The following is an 18,796-nucleotide window of genomic DNA, read 5'->3' as shown; positions in this document are numbered from 1 at the left end:
TATGTATAGTGCCGGTCATGGCGCGGACGAAGGACCCGGCGGTGCGCTCCCTGCTGCTGGAGCGGGCCGCGCACATGCTGCGCACGAGAGCACCCGTCACCCTCCGCACCCTGGTCGCCGGCACCGGGGTCTCCACGATGGCCGTCTACACCTACTTCGGCGGCATGGACGGGCTGTGGCGGGCGCTGCGGCAGGAGGGGTTCGTCCGGCTGACCGCCGGGCTCGCCGCCGTCGAACCGACCGCGGACGCGGTCCGCGACCTCGCCTCGCTGGGGGCCGCCTACCTGGTCAACGCGGTGGAGAGCCCCGACCTCTACCGCATCATGTTCGACGCGGGCTTCGACCTCGAAGACCCCTCGGCCGCCGACGAGACCCTGCACACCCTCGTCCGTACCGTCGAGCGGGCCACGGACGACGGCCGCTTCGCCGCCGGGACCGACGCGCTGACGCTGGCGACGCAGAGCTGGGCCGTCGGCCACGGGCTCGCCTCGCTCGTCACCGCCGGCCCGCTGCCGCGCGCGGCGCTCGCCTACGGCATCCCCATGCTGACCGCCCTGTTCACCGCCGCGGGCGACGAGCCCGGACGGTGCCGTGACTCCGTCGCGCGGGGATGGGGAGCCCTGGCGACCGCGGATCCGCCGTGACGCTGGTCCGGCCGGTCACGCCGGGCACTCAGTCCCGGCGGTCGGTCCGGACCCGTCAGTCCGGGCAGTGCGTGCCGCGCGGGAGCTGGTACGGGGCCGAGATCCGGTACGTCCCGGGGCGGGGGGCGTGCAGCCGGGTCCACTCACCGGCCTCCGTCACGCAGCCCTCCAGGTTCACGTAGAGCTGCCCGCTCTCCGACCACTCCCGGACCCCGTCGACCTCCGGCTCGTCCGATCCGTCGCCCTCCAGCACCCGCGGCGCCTCGACGCCCTCGCCGTCCTCGTCGACGAGCCCGAGCCACGGCGAGAACGGCACCCGCACCAGCACGGGCCCCGCGTACTTCACGTCGATGACCAGCTCGCCCTCGTCCGCCCGCCGCACCTCCGCGGGCGCCTCGACCAGCGGCGTGGGGTCGTTCACCCGGAACAGCCGCCAGTTCGCGTCCGCCCAGATCTCCGTCAGGTACGGCTGCCCCTCGGCGACGATCTTCGCCTCCTCGTGCGCCCCGGTGTCCGGCCGGTCCTCCACCGGCAGCACCACGTACCGCACCGCCCAGGTCTTCAGCCAGGCGTGGTACGTCTTCGGGGTCAGGCTGCCGTCGTAGAAGATCTCGTGCCGGTCCAGGTCCGCCTGCCGGTTCCAGCCGCGGGCCAGGCTCACGTACGGCGCCAGGGCCGACGCCTCCCGGTGGCTGCGCACCGGCACCACCTCGACCCGCCCGGCCTCCGCGTCGACCTGCCGCAACTGGTCCACCAGCGGCGCCAGCTCGCGCGTCCAGGCCGCGGTCGGGCTGGTGAGCACGAGGTCGACGACGGGCTTGACGACCACCCACACGGTGATCGCCCCGAACGCCAGGTACACCGCCGCCACGGACCGCATCACCCGCGGCGCCGCAGGACGCGTCCCCGTCTGCGCGATGACCAGCAGCACCGTGCCGCCGAAGATCAGCGCCAGCCGCTCGATGTTGCTGCCGATCGGCGACGGGATGACCCACGCGGCGAGCGTGCCGAGGAAGTAGAGCGCCGCGCCGATCCGCACCGTACGCCACGACTCCGGCGCCATCAGCCAGATCAGCGCGGCCGTGATCATCGGCGCCACGGCCGAGATCCACGGCATCGGCTGCGTGCCCTGGAACGGGAACAGCCAGCTCGACAGCGCGACCACCACCGGCGGCGCCACCCCGAGCAGATACGCCTCGGTACGCCGCTTCTGCAGGAACAGCACGGCGGCGACCAGCCCGACGAACAGCCCGGCCACCGGGCTCGCGGCCGTCGCCAGCATGCCGGACAGCACGACCCCGGTCCCCCGCCAGCCGCCCACCCGGCGGCGGCCCTTCCCGTCCTTCCCGCCCTTCTCCCCCGCGCCGTCCTCGTCGTCGCGGTCGCCGGGGAAGACCAGCACGATCGCGACGAGCCCGAAGAGCAGCCCGAGCGCGAACGTCACGCGGCCGGAGGCCGCGTTGCCCACGAGCGCCACGGCGCCCCACAGCGACGGCACCAGCGGGCGCGGCACCTGGCGGCAGCGGGCGAGGATCAGCGCCAGCACGCCGGCGGAGAGCGTGCCGGCGAGCACCATGGTCGTCCGCACGCCGAGCACGGCCATCAGATAGGGCGAGATGACGCTGTACGAGACCGGGTGCATGCCCCCGTACCAGGCGAAGTTGTACGCCGTGGAGGGGTGCCGACCGGCGAACTCGGCCCAGGCGTCCTGCGCCGCCAGGTCGCCGCCCTCGTTGGCGAGGAGCAGCAGCCACAGGATGTGCAGGATGCCGCCGGCGACGAGGGTGGTGAGCACGGGGCGCTGGGCGAGCCAGCGCAGGTGGGGCTGGAACCGGTCGGGCGGGGCGAAGCGCCGCCGCGCGGCGCGGGGGGTGCGGGGGGCGGCGGTGCCGGCGGCGGCTTCCGTACGAGCGGTGCCGGAGGCGTCCCCGGCGTCCGTACGGGCGGCGGCGTCACCGGCCGGGGAGTCACCCTCCGGGGCGTCACCGGCCGCGGGGGCGGCGTCGGCCACCGTGGTGGTGGCGCCCGCAGAGGCGGCGTCGGTCACTGTGGCGGCGTCGCCGCCAGCGAGGCTCGCGTCCGTACTGTCGCCGTCGCCGCCCCTGCCCGCCGCGCCCGGGGCGCGCTTCTCCGCGGGACCCGCCGGGTCGCCGGAGTCCGCGGACGCAGGCGTGGACCCGCCCGCGGCGGCTCCCGCGGGGGGTCCTGCTGCTGATCGGCCTCCTGATCGGCCGCCGGACGCGGCTCCGCGGTCCGGCTGCACGGTGGTCACTGCGACGACTCCCCGTCTTCCCTTGTCTTTCCCCGGGGGCGGTGCCAGCGACGCTAGCACGGGCGTACGACGCCCCCGGGAGCTAACCGAGCCTGCTGAGCTTCGCTCCCATGCCAGGCTCCGCCATGTCCTCCCCGAGCGCCACCGGCACCCGCACTTCCCCCTGGCCAGAGCCCATCGTCAGGACCCCGACCACGTCACCCTTCGCACCCTCGTGCGGTACCTCTCCGGAGCGGTCCTCGCCGAGCTCCAGGCCCACCTTCAGCCCGCCCCAGCCCGGCGCGACGACGTCCTCGGTCGCCACCACCGGTGTCGTACCCCCGAGGCCGTCGTCGACCTCTCCGACGACATCGCCCTTCTTCACGACGGTCATGTCCGTGAGCGCCTTCTCGCCCGCGTCCATCAACTGCCGGCCGAACTCCATGGCGGTCGGAAGCTGCGGCACCGCGTACTGCCCGAGGACCGCGCCGACGATCAGTTGCTGCTCGCCCGCGACCTTCTTCTCGGTGGCGAAGAGGAAGTTGCCGCCGGCCTTGGTGGTCGAGCCGACCTTGATGCCGATGCCGTGCAGCGGAACCATCTTGTTGCTGTTGTCGTGGTCGTCGCCGCGGCTGTCGGTGTAGCCGGACATGACGACGATCTGCTTGAACAGCGGGTCCTTCATCGCCGCCTTGCCGATGATCACCTGGTCCTCGGCGGTGGAGACGGTGGTCTCCTTCAGGCCGCTGGGGTCGGTGTAGGTGGTGCCGTCCATGCCCAGCTCTTCCGCGGTCCTGTTCATCTCGTCCACGAACGCCTGCATGTCGCCGTCCGAGTGCCAGCGGGCGAGCAGCCGGGCGACGTTGTTGGCGGAGGAGATGAGCAGGGCCTTGAGGGCTTCCTCCTGGCTGAGCTTGGAGTCCGGGTCGAGTTCTACGGTCGTCTCGCCCTCGGCGCTGAGAGCGGCCTCGGCGACGGCGGTGTCGTCGACCGGGATGCTCGCGCCCTTGGTGCCGGGCTTCATGGGGTGGTCGCGCAGGATGATGTACGCCGTCATGACCTTGGCGACGCTGCCGATCGGCACGGACTTCTGCTTCCCGTACGAACCGAGGCTGCCGAGCCCGGCCACGTCTATCGCCGCCTGGCCTTCGCCGGGCCAGGGCATCTCGGGGGTGCCGCCCTCGAATTCGTAGCTGGCGGCGGCGGTGAGGGTGAGGGACGGGGCGGGCAGCGGACGGAGCATCTGGACCACGCCGAGGATGATCGCGAGCAGGATGACCAGCGGCGTCCAGATCTTCACGCGCCGCACGAGGGTACGGGTGAGGGTCTCGGGCGGCGGCGGGGTGTTGGTCAGCTCGGCGAGCAGGTCGAGGGGGCGCTTCTCCTCGTACGGGGGGAGGGGCTGCTGCTGGGTCAGCTCCCACCCGGGCGGTGCGGAGGGCCGCCCGGAGGGCGGCGCGGCCGGCGCCGGCGGCGTGGCGGGCTTGGCCGGCGGCGCGGGGGGCTTGGCCGGCGGCGCGGGGGGCTTGGCCGGCGGCGCGGGGGGCTTGGCCGGCAGGTCGGAGTCGGTCTTGAGCGGCACGAAGGTGCTGCCGGGCGGCCCGGCGAGCCTCCCCGCAGCCGGAGCACCGCCGGGGCCCTGGCCGCGGTCCTGTCCGCGGTCCTGGCCGGCGTCCTCCGGCACGGCGTCGGCGGGCTCGTCTTCTACGTCCTCGGCACCGTCTACGTCACCGGGCGTGGCCGCCTCCGGGACGGCGTCACCGGGCTCGTCTTCGACGACGGGTGCCGGGGAGTCGGACTTGGTCACCCAGGCGGCAACGGCGGCACGCAGTTGCTCATCGCCGCCGACCTTGGCGGCGTCGGCCTCGGCGACCAGCCGGAAGCTGGCGGTGGCGGAGTCCTTGGCACCGGCTGCGCCACCGGACGCGCCGGAGCTTGCAGCCGAGGAGTCCCCGGAGCCGTCGGAACCCGTAACCGGAGAGTCCTCGGGGCCGTCGGAGCCGTCGCTCCCGGCCTCCCGGGCACGGCCGGGGGCGAGATCGCCCTCCACGCGCGCCTCAGCCGCCTCAGGGCCCCCGGACCCACCGGCGCCCCCACGGGCCCCGCGAGAGGCGCCCTGAGCCCCCTCAGAGCCCTCCTGCTCCGCACCGGCCCGAGCCCCGGGCACAACGGCACCCCCTGCGTCCGCAGCGGGCGGAACCCTGAGGGTGGCAGTCGCCGTATCCTCCGCCTTCACGGCCTTCGGCCGGGACGCGCCCCGCGCGCCGGCCCCACCGGCGCCCGCCGCCTCCCCGGCCTCCGGCCGAGCGGAACCCGCCGGGGAGCCGGTACCCGACGCACCAGCCGTGCCACCCTCGGCCCCGGCACCGGCCCCACTCCGTGCCGCAGGCGCGTCCGCGGAGTGTGCGCCGGACCCGTCGCCGTCCGCCGGACGGCCTTCGGCCTTCGGCCGCGATGCCGGCTCAGCCGGGCCATCGCTAACCGGCGCGCTGGCGACCGGCTTGGACGCGGCAGGCGCCGCAGCGCCCTCGTCCCGCGACGCAGCCTTGCCCGCGGTCTTCGGCCGGGACGCCGCCTTCGCACCGGAGCCACCGCCGCCCGCCGACGACTCGGCGTCGGCCGACCCGCCGGACTTGCCGGCCTCGTCAGCCGCGGACGACCCACCAGACTTCGGGCGCGACGAACCCGGCGCAGGCGCCGACTTGGCAGCCGCCGATCCGCGCTTCGCACCGGCGCCGTCCGTGTCCGCGCCTTCGCCGCCCGCACGCGACCCGGCACCGGCCGACCCGGCCGTCTTGCCGACGTCGGCCGCAGTGCCGCTCTTCGCCTTGCCGGCAGCCTTGGCCTTCGGCCCGGCGGCCGGCTTCGCGCCGGAGCCATCGCCGCCCCCGGAACGGCCCTCGGCCTTCGGCCGCGGTTCCGCCGCGTCGTCGGCAACCGGGGCGCTGGCGGCCGACTTGGACGCGGCAGGCGCCGCAGCGCCCTCGTCCCGCGACGCGGCCTTGCCCGCGGTCTTCGGCCGGGACGCCGGCTTCGCGCCGGAGCCCTCCGAGCGCGCCGGCGAATCGCCGCCCGTCGACGACCCGGGTGCCTGGCCGTCCGCGTCCGCGGGCTTCGCCGCGGTGGCGCCCCCGGCCTTCGGCCGGGACGGCGTCTTCCCGGTCTTCCCTCCGGAGCGGGCGGCGCCCGCCGAGGGCTGGGACCCGGGCGACGTGTCCGGGGGCTTCGTCCGGGAACCCGCTTCCGCCTCCCGGCCGTCCCCGCGGGCGGCACCCGCCGAGGGCTCGGACGACCCGCCCCGGGACTCCGGCCCCGAACCCGCCCCGGCCTCCCGGCCGGCCGTCGCGGCACCGTCATCCGCCGTCGCCCCGCGCGCAGTTCGCTCCGCGTCCCCCTGGGCGGGAACCGGCGCCGGGGCGGGGGCGTTGTCGGTGGGGGACGTGAACGCCAGGCGCGGGTCGCGTTCGCCGTCCGCGTCGCGATCCGCGTCGTGCGGATCGCGGGGTTCATGTTCGTCCACGGTCGCCGACCCCGACGGTTGCTGCTCCTCGGACCTCCCGGGGGACTCGACCGCCACCGACTTCTCCTCCTCCGTCACAACCGCACAACCGCGTCAACCATGGCGTAGCCACCCACCCTAAGGGGACGCAGCCGTCTCTCGCCCGCTTCTGAGAGACGAGAACGACATACCTACAGGTTCCCGATCAAAGCGCCCACGCACTCTCGACAGACCAATGTGAGAGGCGTCACCCTGTCATTCATCCACGCGGGGAGGCATGGATGGGCAGGAGCCGCAGAACACTTCCGGAGGAGCTTCTGCTGCTGGCACTGGACCCGGCCACGGGTACCACTGCGCAGCCGCAGTCGCTCGACCTCGGCCTGGCAGGAGCACAGCTCGTCGAGCTCGCTCTGGCCGGGCGAATAGCCCCGGACGGGGATCGTATCGCCGTGATACTTCCGCGTCCGACCGGGGACCCCACTTTGGACACAGCGCTCGAGCTGCTGCGTCGCCGTGGCAGTCCCGTGCGCGCAGTCAACTGGATCGGTGGGCCACGTCTGGGGTTGCGCCAGACGTATCTCGCCCATCTGGAGCGCTGCGGCATGGTGCATGCCGTGGAGAGCCAGATGTGCGGGGTCCTACCAACCACTCGATATCAGGCAACGGACACCGCCATCAGCCGGGAGATACGCGCCCGGCTGGACAGCGCGATCCGCACCGGCGTCCCGCCGGACCCGCGGACTGCGGCGCTTGCCGCGCTGGCCCACGCGGTCGGACTCGGCAAGCATCTCTACCCCGGGAACGAGGGGCGCTCCGCGCGCTCCCGGCTCCGGGATCTGATCAGGCACGACCCGATGGGCGGTCTGGTGGCGCACGCCGTGATGGATGTGCAGAACGGCGTCACCGCTCAGCCGCGGCGCACTTCCGGAGGCGGCCGTCCCGCGGCTCGTCCGCCGGCTGTCGCGCAGCCTGCCGGAGTTCCCGCGGGGTCCCGCCGCGCGGGGATGATCCGGACGGCCGCGGTGCGCTGAGCCCGCCCCGGCGGCCGTGAGCGACGCCGGGCCCGTACGCGCCCTTGCGTACGGGCGAGGCGTGGCGCGCCGGTGTGCCAGTGCGGGAACGGGAGCCGCAACGCAGGGTCCCGTCCGGTCGAGTGGCCTCGACCCGGGCGGGGCCCTGCCATGCGTTCCGGCGGTCGCAACGGACGCCCGCGGCCACACAGGGCACACATTGTGTGCCAAACCTTTGCCCTCTGCGGCTATTTCGCGTCGATAGCAGCGCCGCACACTCCGTCGGTGGCAGGCTGCACCCAGTAATCAGATACGTCCGTACGCGGATCACGCACCCGGAGGTGCAACTCCCTTGGCGTCCAACGTCAACCCTACCGTCAGGCGACGCCGCCTCGGCCAGGAGCTGCGCAGGCTGCGCGAGCAGAAGAACATGACCGCCGAGCAGGTCGCGGACCGGCTGCTGGTCTCGCAGTCGAAGATCAGCCGGCTGGAGAACGGCCGGCGCAGCATCAGCCAGCGGGACGTACGCGATCTGTGCGGGGTGTACGAGGTGGAGGACGAGCGGGTCGTCAACTCGCTGATGCAGATGGCGAAGGAGTCCCGCCAGCAGGGCTGGTGGAACGCCTTCGGGGACGTGCCGTACAGCGTCTACATCGGCCTGGAGACCGCCGCCGCCTCCCTGCGCATCTACCAGTCGCTCGTCGTGCCCGGACTGCTCCAGACGCGCGCGTACGCGGAGGCCGTCATCGCCGGCAGTTCGCCGGAGGTGACGACGGCGGACGTCGAGAAGCGGGTGAACGTGCGGATGCGGCGGCAGGACCGGATAAGGGAGACGGACCAGCCGCTGCGTCTGTGGGCGGTGTTCGACGAGGCCGCGCTGCGGCGCATGGTGGGCAACGCGCAGATCATGCGCGAGCAGTTGGACCATCTCCTGGAGGTGTCGGAGTTCCCGCATGTCACGGTGCAGGTGCTGCCGTTCGAGACGGGCGCGCACCCGGGAGTGACCGGGCAGTACGCGATCCTGGAGTTTCCCGAGGAGTCCGACTCCAGCGTGATCTATCTGGAGGGCGTCACCAGCGATCTCTACTTGGAGAAAAGCGACGACGTCCACAACTACAGCTTGATGTACGAACATCTGCGGGCACAGGCGCTCAATCCCGAGCAGACCCGGAAATTCATCGCGGACGCGGCGAAGAAGTACGCCCGCTGATAACCGGGCGCGCGGCCGGGTATCCGAAACGGAGGCACAGTACACCCGTGCCGGGACGCTCCGGAAGAGCAGCGGCCGTTCGCCATCCGGTTGAGTGAAAGCCCGCTGACCGGTGGGTTGTTGAGGGGTAGCGTCTCGGCGTCGGGCCGGGGCGTCGACAACACTCCGGCCTGGAACGGGCAGGGAAGAAGTCTGAGTCCTTCAGCAAACCGGAGAGAAACATGGCAATCGAACTCGGCGCCACCGGCGCCTGGACCAAATCAACCCACTCCGCGGGCAACGGCGAGTGCATCGAGGTGCGTTCGACCGCTCCCGGGCTGGTCTCGGTGCGCGACTCCAAGGTCCCGGACGGGGCGGTCCTGGACTTCGCCCCCGAATCGTGGGCCGCATTCGTCGCCGAGGCGGCCAGCGGTGCATTCCGTCCTGAGTGATCGCGGCTGATTCCGGGGCGTAGCGGCGGAACGACTCCGTTACGCCACCCGGGAATCACACCGCCGCACGTCCGACGGCCCTCTCGACTGGACGCCGTCCCGGCCGAGAGGGCTCGACCTTTTCCGCTCAGCTCCCGACTGCCGCTCAGCTCCCGACTGCCGCTCAGCTCCCGACTGCCGCTCAGTTCCCGGCTGCCGTCTGGCTTCCAGCTACGGCCTGGTTCGCGACTGCCGCGCGGTTCCCGACCGGCCCGGAGACCTCGCCGGGCCGCCTCCCCGAGTCCACACCCCGGCCGCCTCGCGGCGGCGTCAGCGCGGGTAGCGTTGCAGCCAGGCCGTGTTGGGGGCCGTCTCGCCGTGGAGCGCCGGGCCCAGGGTCATCTCCAGCGCGAAGTCGTCCGCCAGTTGCAGGATCGTGCCCCGGCCCTCGACCTCCGCCACCCACGCCGGCGGCAGCGCCGTCTCGCCGTGCTGCGCGCCCAGCAGGCTGCCGCAGAGGGAGCCGGTGGCGTCGGAGGCGCCGCCGTGGTTGACGGCGAGGAGCAGGCCGTGGCGTACGTCGGTGGCCGCCAGCGCGCAGTACAGGGCGAGGGCGACGGCCTCCGCGGCGCTCTCGCCGGTGCCGAGCCGCTCCACCTGCTCCGCGCCGGGGCCGTGATCCGGGCCAGGACCAGGCCCCTGGCCCGGGTCCTGGCCCCGGCGGGCGTCGAGCGCGGTGCGTACGGCCACCGTGGTCTCCTCGTGCCCCGGGCGGCCCGCGAGGATCTCCAGCGCCCGCCCCACCGCCTCCTCCGGCGCGTCGCCGCGGGCGAGGCCGTGGACCACGACCGCGTACGCGCCCGCCGCCAGATAGCCGGTCGGGTGGCCGTGCGTCTGCGTGGCGCACTCGGCGGCGAGTTGGAAGACCAACTGCGGCTCCCAGCCCACCAGCAGCCCGAACGGTGCGGACCGCACCACGGCCCCCGGGTCCTTCGCCTCCGGGTTGCGGGGCTGCTGCAGGGTGCCCATGCGGTCGTCGGCCAGGCCGCGCAGGCAGGAGCGGGGCGCGCCGCGCTGCGCGTACAGCCACTCCTCGCGCGCCAGCCAGCCGTCCTCGGCGTTGCGCTCGTCGGGGCCCCAGTCCTTCTGCGTGGCGTACCAGCGGCGGTACGCGGCGTGCACGTCGGTCGGCGGGTGCCACCGGCCGCCGTCGCGGCGCACCTGGGCGCGGATGAGGCCGTCGACCGTGAACAGGGTCATCTGGGTCTCGTCCGTGACCGCGCCGCGGCGGCCGTAGGCCGGGGCGAAGTCGGCCGCGCCCTGCGGTCCGTGCGCGGCCCGTATCTCCGCCAGGGAGGCGTCCGCGACGCCCGCGCCGAGGGCGTCGCCCACCGCGCCGCCGAGCAGGCAGCCGCGCACTCTGCTGCGGAAGTCCTGCTGCTCGGCGCGGCCCCAGGTGCGGCGTGCGGTCGTCACTAGGCCACCTCAGTCGGACGTTCGGTCAGGTCTCGCTCTGTCAGGTCCCACGCTCTCCGGTCTCGCCCGGTCACGTCTCACGCTGTCGGAACGTGTTCCGGCCCAGCACTGTAATCGAGGGAAACGAGAGGCCAGCGGGCGTTCGCCCGTCAATCTCCGGGCAGCTCGCGGAGCAGATCGCCGATTACGCGCAGATATCCCTCGATCCGGGCACGGTCCGCGTCCGCCGTGTCCGGCCCGGCGGCCAGCAGGCCGAGCATCGCGAACAGGTCCTTGAGCAGCAGCCAGTACGGGGTCCCGGACGCCACCTCCGCCAGCGCCGCGTCCGCGGCGGCCCAGTCCCCGGCGGCGGCACGGCACACCAGCCGGGTCTCGGCCCGGTCCAGGCCGGTGACGCAGTCCTCCAGCATCGCCGCCTCCACCGCGGCCCAGCGCGCGGCGGGTTGCGGGCCGCCTGCGAGGCGCGCCAGCAGGGCCTCGTCGAACCGGTGGAAACCGTCCTCCGGATCGGCCGCAAGCGCCGCCGCGACGTGCAGACCGGCCTCCTCGTACCGCCCAAGCTCCATCAGCGTTTCGGCTTTGTCGGAGTGCACCGACCCGTTGCCGGGATCCGCCGCGAGCGCCTCGTCCAACGCGCCGAGCGCCTCCTCCCCCCGCCCCTCCAGGGCGAGCAGACGTCCCCGCCAGCGCAGCGCGTCGCCGTAGTCCGGCCGGTCGGCGAGGAGCAGGTCGAGCTCGGCGTACGCCTCCGCCGTGCGCCCGACGTGGCCGAGGGTGCGGGCCCGGCCGAGATGCGCCCATCTGCGCGTGGCGTCGATCTGCAGGGCGCGCTCGTAGTCCACGAGCGATTCGTTGAAGCGGTCGAGTCTCCGGTAGAGGTCTCCGCGTTGCTCCAGCGCCCACGCGTTCTCCGGCTCGATCTCCAGCGCGCGGCCGAAGTCGGCCAGCGCCTCATCGTCCCGCTCCAGCGTCACGTAGCACTGGCCCCGGTTGGCGATGGCCCAGGCGTAGTCGTCGTTCAGCTCCACGGCCCGGTCGAAGTCGGCAAGCGCCTGTTCCGTACGTCCCAGAACGCGGTGCACCTCGCCGCGGTCGGCCCAGCTATCCGACCCGTGCGGGTCGATCTCCAACGACCGGTTCAGATCGGCGAGCGCTTCGTCGAAACGCCGCAGGTGCATAAGGCAGCGGGCCCGGTTGGCGTAGGCAAAGTCGTAGGCCGGCGACAGTTCCAGCGCGTGGGAGTAGTCGGCGATGGCCGCGTCGAATCGCCCGGCTTCCTGGTGCACCGCGCCGCGTTCGCCCCAGCACCAATGCCACTGCGGATCGGCTTCCAGCGCCCGGCTCAGGTCCGCCAGTGCCTCGTCGACCCGGCCGAGCTTGGCGTGGCACTGGCCGCGGCTGGCGAAGGCGTACGCATAGTCGCCGTCGGCCGCCTCGACGGCCCGGTCGAAGTCGGCGAGCGCCTGCACCAGGGAGCCGGTGAGGCGGTGCGTCTCGCCGCGCATCGCCCAGGTCAGGGGGGACGGGCCCGCCTCCACCGCCTGGTTCAGGTCGGTCATCGCGTCGCCGAAGCGCTCCAGATTGAGCCGGGTCCTGCCACGGTAGGTCAGCGACCAGGCGGTGTCGGGGTCGTGCTCGACGCAGTACGTGAAGTCCGCCTCCGCCTCCGCGAAGCGGTCGAGGTAGACGTACGCCTGGCCGCGGCCCGCGTAGGCGCGGACGAACCCCGGGTCCAGCTCCAGCGCCCGGCTGAAGTCCGCGATGCTCCGGTCGAGTTCGTTGCGCGTGCGGTGCTCCCGCCCGCGCAGCGCGTACGCGAGCACCCGCTCCGGCTCGGTCAGCTCCGCCTCCTGCAGGAGGAACGTGCACACCTCGACGAGCCCCCGCTGGCCTTCCCGCCGCGCCTCCTCCCCCAGCGCCGCCAGCAGCCGCCGGCCCCAGTCCCGTACCGGCTCGCTGTCCGCGTCCACGCCCGCCTGCTCCAGCGTCTGCGCCCACCGGCGGGTCTCGGCCGGGCCGAGGTCGGCGGCCTGGAGCGCGTCGCGGCGGGCGCGCGGCAGGGCGCCCTGGGGGTCGGCGCAGAGCAGGTGGTACGTCTCGTTGCGGCGGTGGCCGAACCACCGCTCGTCAAGCCAGCGGTCCTCCTCCGGATCGCCCCCGGCCACGTCCGGCAGGCTCGCCTCCAGCTCCGCGCACCAGCCGGCGTGCGCCGCCGCCAGCGCGCGGTGCTGCTCGCGCCACCGCTGCGGCGAGCGGGTGCGCTGCACCCGCAGCATCGCCGAGCGCACCACGCCGTGGTACTGCACCCGGCCCGCCTCGTCGCTGACGAACGGCAGCGCACGCAGCCACGAGTACAGGCCGGCGGCGGCCGGCTCGACGGCGACGCGGAAGACGTCCTCGTCCAGCGCGGGCGGCAGCGCGGCGGCCAGCGCCGCGGACTTCTGCACCGGGTCGGCCACCCACTTCAAGAACCGCTCCACCGCCGTGCCGCTCGGGTCCCCGGCACCGCCCGGCCCCGCGGGCGGCGTCTCGGCGAGCATCGAGGTGAGCACCGGCAGCCGCCCGGACAGATGCAGGATCTCGTCCACGACCCGGGCGTCGGCGATGCCCCGGGCGGCGATGAGCCCGCGGGCCTCCTCCTCGGTGAAGACCGCCAGCTCCAGCTCCGCGGCGAAGTCGCCGGCGGGCCAGCGGGCGCGGTCGAGCCGCTGCTGCCCGGCGCGGGTCACCACGACGTTGGCGGGCAGTGCGCCGTAGCGGTCGCTGGTCATCACGTCGCACAGCCAGGCGTCGAGGACCGGTCCGGTGCGCTCGTACGTGTCGAAGAAGAGCGCGATCCACGGGACCGTCGTGCCGACGGCGCGCAGGTCGTCGAGGAAGGCGGGGGTGAGGGCCTGGAGCGGGGAGAGGACGAGCTGGACGTCGTCGTGGCTGCGCAGCCGGGTGGAGAGCGCGGCGCGCCAGCGGTCGAGGCTCTGCGCGACCTGCTGCGGGTCCATGGCGCCGGCGACGGCGCCGAGTCCGGGGACGAGGCCGAGACCGGCCAGGCCCGCCTGGGCGGCGATGCCGGCGGCGGGCGAGGCGGCGGGCGCCTGCGCCGCGGGGGCGAGGGAGCCGGCGGCGAGGGAGCCGGCAGCGGGAAGGTGCCCGGGGCCGGCCGCGGCCATCGCGGCGGCCTGGCCCGGCACCGCGGGCGGGCCCGCGCCGACCGCGCCGGGCGGGCCGGGGGCGCCGTCGAAGGCGGCGACGACGGAGTCCGCCTCGTGGCGCCGCTGGCGGTAGCGCTGGAGCAGCCGGTCGAAGCCCTTCAGCGGGTGGCCCTGGCGGGCGAGTTGGGTGCTGATCGCCTCCATCGCCTCGGGCACGCTGGCCGCCGCCTCGTCGACCTGCGCGGTCAGCGCCCCCTGCTCCCCCGCGAGCTGGAGCAGCCGGCGCAGCAGCGACGTCTTGCCGACGCCGGCGACGCCGTGGAAGTGGAAGAGGAAGCGGTGCGCCGGATCCTCCGGGGGACAGCGGAAGTTGTCCCGGTACGCGGTGATCTCACGCTGCCGGCCGACGAAGCCGGACCGGCGGCGGTCGCGGATCAAGTCCTGCATGGACGGACGCACTTCGGACACGGCGCCACCTCCCCCGGAGGCGAGCTTAAAGCCTCGTGGGCGGCGCGCGCCGCGGGTCCTGGCGGGTTCACGCCAGGGGTCGGGTCCCGTACGGGCCGGCCCCGCCGGACGCCCGCCCGCGCCGCGTTCCCCGCGGGCCGGGCACCCCGGTCCGTACCGTCGCCCGTTACTGGCCCAGCACCGGCAGCAGCTCCGGCAGCTTGCCGTCCGCCGCCTCCGCCGCGCGCACGCGCTCCGCCGGCACCTCGCCGTACGTCGTCGTCCGCGGCCGGGCCGGGCGGCCCGCGGCGGCGGCGATGGCGACGAGGTCCTGCACCGAGCGGTACGACCCGTACGACGAGCCCGCCATCCGCGAGATCGTCTCCTCCATCAGCGTGCCGCCCAGGTCGTTGGCGCCGGAGCGGAGCATCTGCGCCGCCCCGTCCGCGCCGAGCTTGACCCAGCTCGTCTGGATGTTGGTGATGTGCGGGTGGAGCAGCAGCCGGGCCATGGCGGTGACCGCGCGGTTGTCGCGCATGGTCGGCCCGGGGCGGGCGATGCCCGCCAGGTAGACCGGCGCGTTAGTGTGGATGAACGGCAGCGTGACGAACTCCGTGAAGCCGCCGGTGCGCTGCTGGAGCTCCGCGAGCAGCCGCAGGTGGCCCAGCCAGTGGCGGGGCTGGTCCACGTGCCCGTACATCATCGTGGACGACGACCTCAGCCCCAGGTCGTGCGCGGTGGTGACGACCTCGATCCAGTCGGCCGCGGGCAGCTTGCCCTTGGTGAGGATCCAGCGCACCTCGTCGTCGAGGATCTCGGCGGCCGTGCCGGGGATAGAGCCGAGGCCGGCCTCCTTGGCGGCGGTCAGCCAGTCGCGTACGGACATGCCGGTGCGGGCGGCGCCGTTCATGACCTCCATGGGCGAGAAGGCGTGCACGTGGATGCCGGGGACGCGCTCCTTCACGGCGCGGGCGATGTCGAAGTACGCCGTGCCGGGCAGGTCGGGGTGGATGCCGCCCTGCATGCACACCTCGACGGCGCCCACGTCCCACGCCTGCGCGGCGCGGTCGGCGACCTGGTCGAGGGAGAGGGTGTAGGCGTCGGCGTCGGTGCGGCGCTGGGCGAAGGCGCAGAAGCGGCAGCCGGTGTAGCAGACGTTGGTGAAGTTGATGTTCCGGGTGACGATGTACGTGACGTCGTCGCCGACGGTGGCGCGGCGGAGGTCGTCGGCGATGCCGCACAGGGCGTCCAGGGCGGGCCCGTCGGCGTGCAGCAGGGCGAGGGCCTGGTCGTCGGTGAGCCGGACGGGGTCGTCGGCGGCGCGGGCGAGGGCGGCGCGCAGGGCGGGGTCGAGGCGCTCGGGCGCGGAGTCGCCCGGGGCCGCGGGAGCCGGGCCGCCGGCCGGCTCCGGGCCGCCCGCCGGGTCCGGGCCGCCGGCCGAGTCCAGGCCGCCCGCCGGGGCTTCGCCGTCCGCCGACAGCTCCCGTGCCGTCTCGCGCAGGGCCTCCCAGTCGCCGTACACCGCGTCGAAGTCGGCGCGCCGGTCGCCCGTGCGGCCCTCGGTGTCGATGGTGCGGTGCAGGTCCGTACGGCCGCTGGCGGCGAACCCGCCGTCCGGCTCCTGCCAGGGCAGCCCCACCGGGTGCACGTCCCGGGCGAGGCCCGTCTGAGGGTCGGCCAGCGCGCTGACGTGCGGCAGCACCCGCGGGTCGAGCCACGGCTCGCCGCGCAGCACGAACTCCGGGTAGACCGCGAGCCGTTCGCGCAGCTCGAATCCGGCCGCCGCCGACCGCTCCGCCAGCTCGTCGAGCCGCGGCCAGGGCCGCTCCGGGTTCACGTGGTCCGGCGTCAGCGGCGAGACCCCGCCCCAGTCGTCGATGCCGGCCGCGATGAGCTTGCCGTACTCCGCGTCCACGAGGTTCGGCGGCGCCTGCACCCCGATCGCAGGGCCGAGGATGAGCCGGGTGACGGCGACGGTGGCGGCGAGGTCGTCCAGCTCGGCGTCCGGCATGCCGCGCATCGCCGTGTCCGGCTTGGCGCGGAAGTTCTGCACGATGACCTCCTGGAGGCCCTGGTACGCGCGCTGCACCCGGCGCAGCGCGAACAGCGACTCGGCGCGCTCGGCCGGCGTCTCACCGATGCCGATGAGCAGCCCGCTGGTGAACGGCACGGAGGAGCGCCCCGCGTCCTGAAGCACCCGCAGCCGTACCGCGGGCTCCTTGTCGGGCGACCCGTAGTGCGGCCCGCCGGGCTCGCTCCACAGCCGCTCGGCGGTCGTCTCCAGCATCATCCCCATGGACGCGGCCACGGGCTTGAGCCGCTGGAAGCCGGCCCAGGTCACGACGCCGGGGTTGAGGTGGGGCAGCAGGCCGGTCTCCTCCAGCACCCGGACGGCCATCGCGCGGACGTACGCCTGCGTGTCGTCGTACCCGTGCGCCTCAAGCCACTCGCGCGCCTCGGGCCAGCGGTCCTCGGGCCGGTCCCCGAGCGTGAACAGCGCCTCCTTGCAGCCGAGCGCGGCGCCGCGGCGGGCGATGTCCAGCACCTCGTCGGGAGACATGAACATGCCGTGGCCGTCGCGGCGCAGCCTGCCGGGGACGGTGACGAACGTGCAGTAGTGGCAGCGGTCGCGGCACAGCCGGGTCAGCGGCAGGAAGACGCTGCGCGAGTACGTGATGACGCCGGGCCGGCCGGCCGCCGCCAGACCGGCGTCCCGCACCCGGGCGGCGGAGGCGGAGAGGTCGGTCAGGTCGTCACCGCGGGCCTGGAGCAGCACGGCGGCCTCGGACACGTCGAGAGCGACGCCGTCGCGGGCGCGTTTGAGGGCGCGGCGCATGGCATTGGCGGTGGGCGCGGGGGCGGGCGGCGGCTTCATCTTTCGAGCATACGAGGCAGGTCGGACACCTGGGCACGCCGCGGGGTGGCGTCGGCGGTGGTGGCGGCGGCCGGCGTGCTCTCCCGGCGGCGCGCCCCCGGGCCGCTGCCGCGGCCGTAACGCCCGTAACATCCGTAACGCCCGCCCCACCCGCCGGCGCCCGTCCCGCAGGCTTCCGCCGCCCCGTCCGTCGCGCAGTGTTCCCTTCCGCGTCACCCGCGTATAGGACCCGTGTAGCACCGTTTCAGCGACGAACCCACGCGAAGGGACCGCACCTGTGGACAGACGCGACCTGCTGAAGCTCTCGGCGGCCACCGCCGGCACCTTGACGCTCGCCCCCGTGAGCTTCGCGCACGCGGCCGACGGCGCCGCCGGAGCCGGCTCCGGCGGCGGGCGGGACGACGACAGCCGGACCGTCACCGGGCATCTGGAGCCGGGCGCGCCGGACTTCGTCTACCTGCCGGTCGACGTGCCGCGCGGGGTGCGCGAGATCCACGTCTCGTACCGCTACGAACGCCCCCAGGTGCCCGCGGGCACGACGGGCAACGCCCTGGACATCGGCATCTTCGACGAGCGCGGCACCGGCGAGGGCGGCCGGGGCTTCCGCGGCTGGTCGGGCGGCTTCCGCACGGAGTTCGCGATCAGCGATGACCGGGCGGCGACGACCCCGGCGTATCTGCCGGGGCCGGTACGGGCCGGCCGCTGGCACGTCGTGCTCGGCCCGTACACGATCGCCCCGCAGGGTCTCGACTACGAGGTGACGATCACCCTGCGCTACGGCCCCGCGGGCGAGACGGCCCCGCCGCGGTTCCCGCCGGAGCGGGCCAAGGGCCGCGGCCGGGCGTGGTACCGCGGGGACTGCCACCTGCACACGGTCCACTCGGACGGCCGCCGTACGCCCGCGGAGGTCGCGGCGGCGGCGCGGGCGGCGAAGCTCGACTTCATCGCGACGACGGAGCACAACACCTCCTCCGGGCACGCCGCGTGGGAGGGGCTGTGGGGCGACGACCTGCTGGTGCTGTGCGGCGAGGAGGTGACGACCCGCAACGGGCACTACCTGGCGGTCGGCACCGACCCGGGCGTCTTCGTGGACTGGCGCTACCGGGCGCGGGACGACGCGTACCCGCGCTACGTGCGGCAGATCCACGCGGCGGGCGGGCTGGTCGTGCCGGCCCACCCCAACTGCCCGTTCGTCGGCTGCCAGTGGAAGTTCGGCTACGAGGGCGCGGACGCGGTCGAGGTGTGGAACGGACCGTGGACGGCGGACGACGAGCTGGCGGTGGCGGCGTGGGACAACGCGCTGACGGCAGGCCGCGAAGGCGCGATGGACTGGCTCCCGGCGGTGGGCAACAGCGACGCGCACCGCGACGGGCAGGACGTGGGCCTCCCGCACACGGTGGTACTGGCCGACGACCTGTCGCGGCAGGCGCTGCTGGCGGGCCTGCGGGCGGGGCGGAGCTGGCTGGCGGAGTCGGCGGACGTGGACGTGGAGTTCACGGCGTCGGGCCCGCGGGGCGAGCACGCGGGCATCGGCGAGCGGCTGCGGACGGCGCAGGACGGGCAGGTGACAGTACGGCTGAAGGTCACCGGCGGCCCGGCGGAGACGCAGGTCCGCTTCATGACGGACGAGGGCCAGTTGTACGCGACGACGCTGGCGGCCGGCGCGGGGACGGTGGAGTGGCAGACGACACCGTCGTACGCGGCGTTCGTCCGCGCGGAGGTCCGCCACCCGGTGGCGGACGGCGGGGCGAGCGGGCTGCCGGGGGCGATGGCGGCGATGACGAACCCGATCTGGCTGGGCCGCTGACGCGGCACCGGGGGCGGT

10 protein-coding genes are annotated in these 18,796 nt (G+C 74.5%); 5 read left to right on the top strand and 5 right to left on the bottom strand.

What is annotated here, in order from left to right; genetic code table 11:
- Positions 1-17: 17 nt before the first annotated feature.
- Complete coding sequence (locus B124_RS05315) at positions 18-644, top strand: TetR/AcrR family transcriptional regulator (RefSeq protein ID WP_496501462.1); 627 nt, start codon at positions 18-20, stop codon at positions 642-644.
- A gap of 55 nt (positions 645-699) precedes the next feature.
- Here the strand turns inward: B124_RS05315 and B124_RS05310 are convergent, their stop codons facing one another.
- Positions 700-2,916, bottom strand: coding sequence for a DUF8823 domain-containing protein (locus B124_RS05310; protein ID WP_496501461.1), 2,217 nt, complete (start codon positions 2,914-2,916; stop codon positions 700-702).
- 82 nt (positions 2,917-2,998) lie between these two features.
- On the bottom strand, positions 2,999-4,945 hold the full coding sequence (locus tag B124_RS05305; RefSeq protein WP_496501460.1) for a D-alanyl-D-alanine carboxypeptidase: 1,947 nt from the start codon (positions 4,943-4,945) through the stop codon (positions 2,999-3,001).
- Positions 4,946-6,675: 1,730 nt separating this feature from the next.
- Between B124_RS05305 and B124_RS05300 the strand changes: the two genes are divergently transcribed.
- The 3 genes from B124_RS05300 (at position 6,676) to B124_RS05290 (ending at position 9,045) form a co-directional block, all read left to right on the top strand.
- Positions 6,676-7,425, top strand: coding sequence for a GOLPH3/VPS74 family protein (locus B124_RS05300; protein ID WP_496501459.1), 750 nt, complete (start codon positions 6,676-6,678; stop codon positions 7,423-7,425).
- Positions 7,426-7,756: 331 nt separating this feature from the next.
- Positions 7,757-8,614 (top strand): helix-turn-helix domain-containing protein, encoded by an 858-nt coding sequence (locus B124_RS05295; RefSeq protein WP_496501458.1) that lies wholly within the window; start codon positions 7,757-7,759, stop codon positions 8,612-8,614.
- Between the two features lie 221 nt (positions 8,615-8,835).
- Positions 8,836-9,045 carry a DUF397 domain-containing protein gene (locus B124_RS05290; RefSeq protein ID WP_496501457.1) on the top strand — a complete coding sequence of 70 codons (210 nt, stop codon included), beginning with the start codon at positions 8,836-8,838 and terminating at the stop codon, positions 9,043-9,045.
- A 309-nt stretch (positions 9,046-9,354) separates the two neighbouring features.
- On the opposite strand, the gene B124_RS05285 is transcribed toward B124_RS05290, so the two are convergent.
- The 3 genes from B124_RS05285 to B124_RS05275 form a co-directional block, all read right to left on the bottom strand.
- Positions 9,355-10,500, bottom strand: coding sequence for an ADP-ribosylglycohydrolase family protein (locus B124_RS05285; protein WP_496501456.1), 1,146 nt, complete (start codon positions 10,498-10,500; stop codon positions 9,355-9,357).
- Positions 10,501-10,649: 149 nt separating this feature from the next.
- Positions 10,650-14,117: a tetratricopeptide repeat protein gene (locus B124_RS05280; protein WP_496501455.1), complete on the bottom strand. Its 3,468-nt coding sequence runs from the start codon at positions 14,115-14,117 to the stop codon at positions 10,650-10,652.
- 166 nt (positions 14,118-14,283) lie between these two features.
- Positions 14,284-16,932, bottom strand: a complete 2,649-nt coding sequence (locus tag B124_RS05275; protein WP_496501560.1) for a bifunctional FO biosynthesis protein CofGH — start codon at positions 16,930-16,932, stop codon at positions 14,284-14,286.
- Between the two features lie 316 nt (positions 16,933-17,248).
- Between B124_RS05275 and B124_RS05270 the strand changes: the two genes are divergently transcribed.
- The gene (locus B124_RS05270) at positions 17,249-18,778 is read left to right on the top strand and encodes a CehA/McbA family metallohydrolase (protein ID WP_496501454.1); all 1,530 of its coding nucleotides are present in this window, start codon (positions 17,249-17,251) and stop codon (positions 18,776-18,778) included.
- Positions 18,779-18,796: the final 18 nt, after the last annotated feature.

Source organism: Streptomyces sp. CNP082 (genome assembly GCF_059570535.1).
This window is presented reverse-complemented; position numbering and strand designations above follow the sequence as displayed.

Excerpts from the sequence above, each read along its gene's own strand:
- B124_RS05300 (WP_496501459.1), top strand. The coding sequence starts at position 6,676 with ATGGGCAGGAGCCGCAGAACACTTCCGGAGGAGCTTCTGCTGCTGGCA.
- B124_RS05290 (WP_496501457.1), top strand. The coding sequence starts at position 8,836 with ATGGCAATCGAACTCGGCGCCACCGGCGCCTGGACCAAATCAACCCAC.
- B124_RS05315 (WP_496501462.1), top strand. The coding sequence starts at position 18 with ATGGCGCGGACGAAGGACCCGGCGGTGCGCTCCCTGCTGCTGGAGCGG.
- B124_RS05275 (WP_496501560.1), bottom strand. The coding sequence starts at position 16,932 with ATGCGCCGCGCCCTCAAACGCGCCCGCGACGGCGTCGCTCTCGACGTG.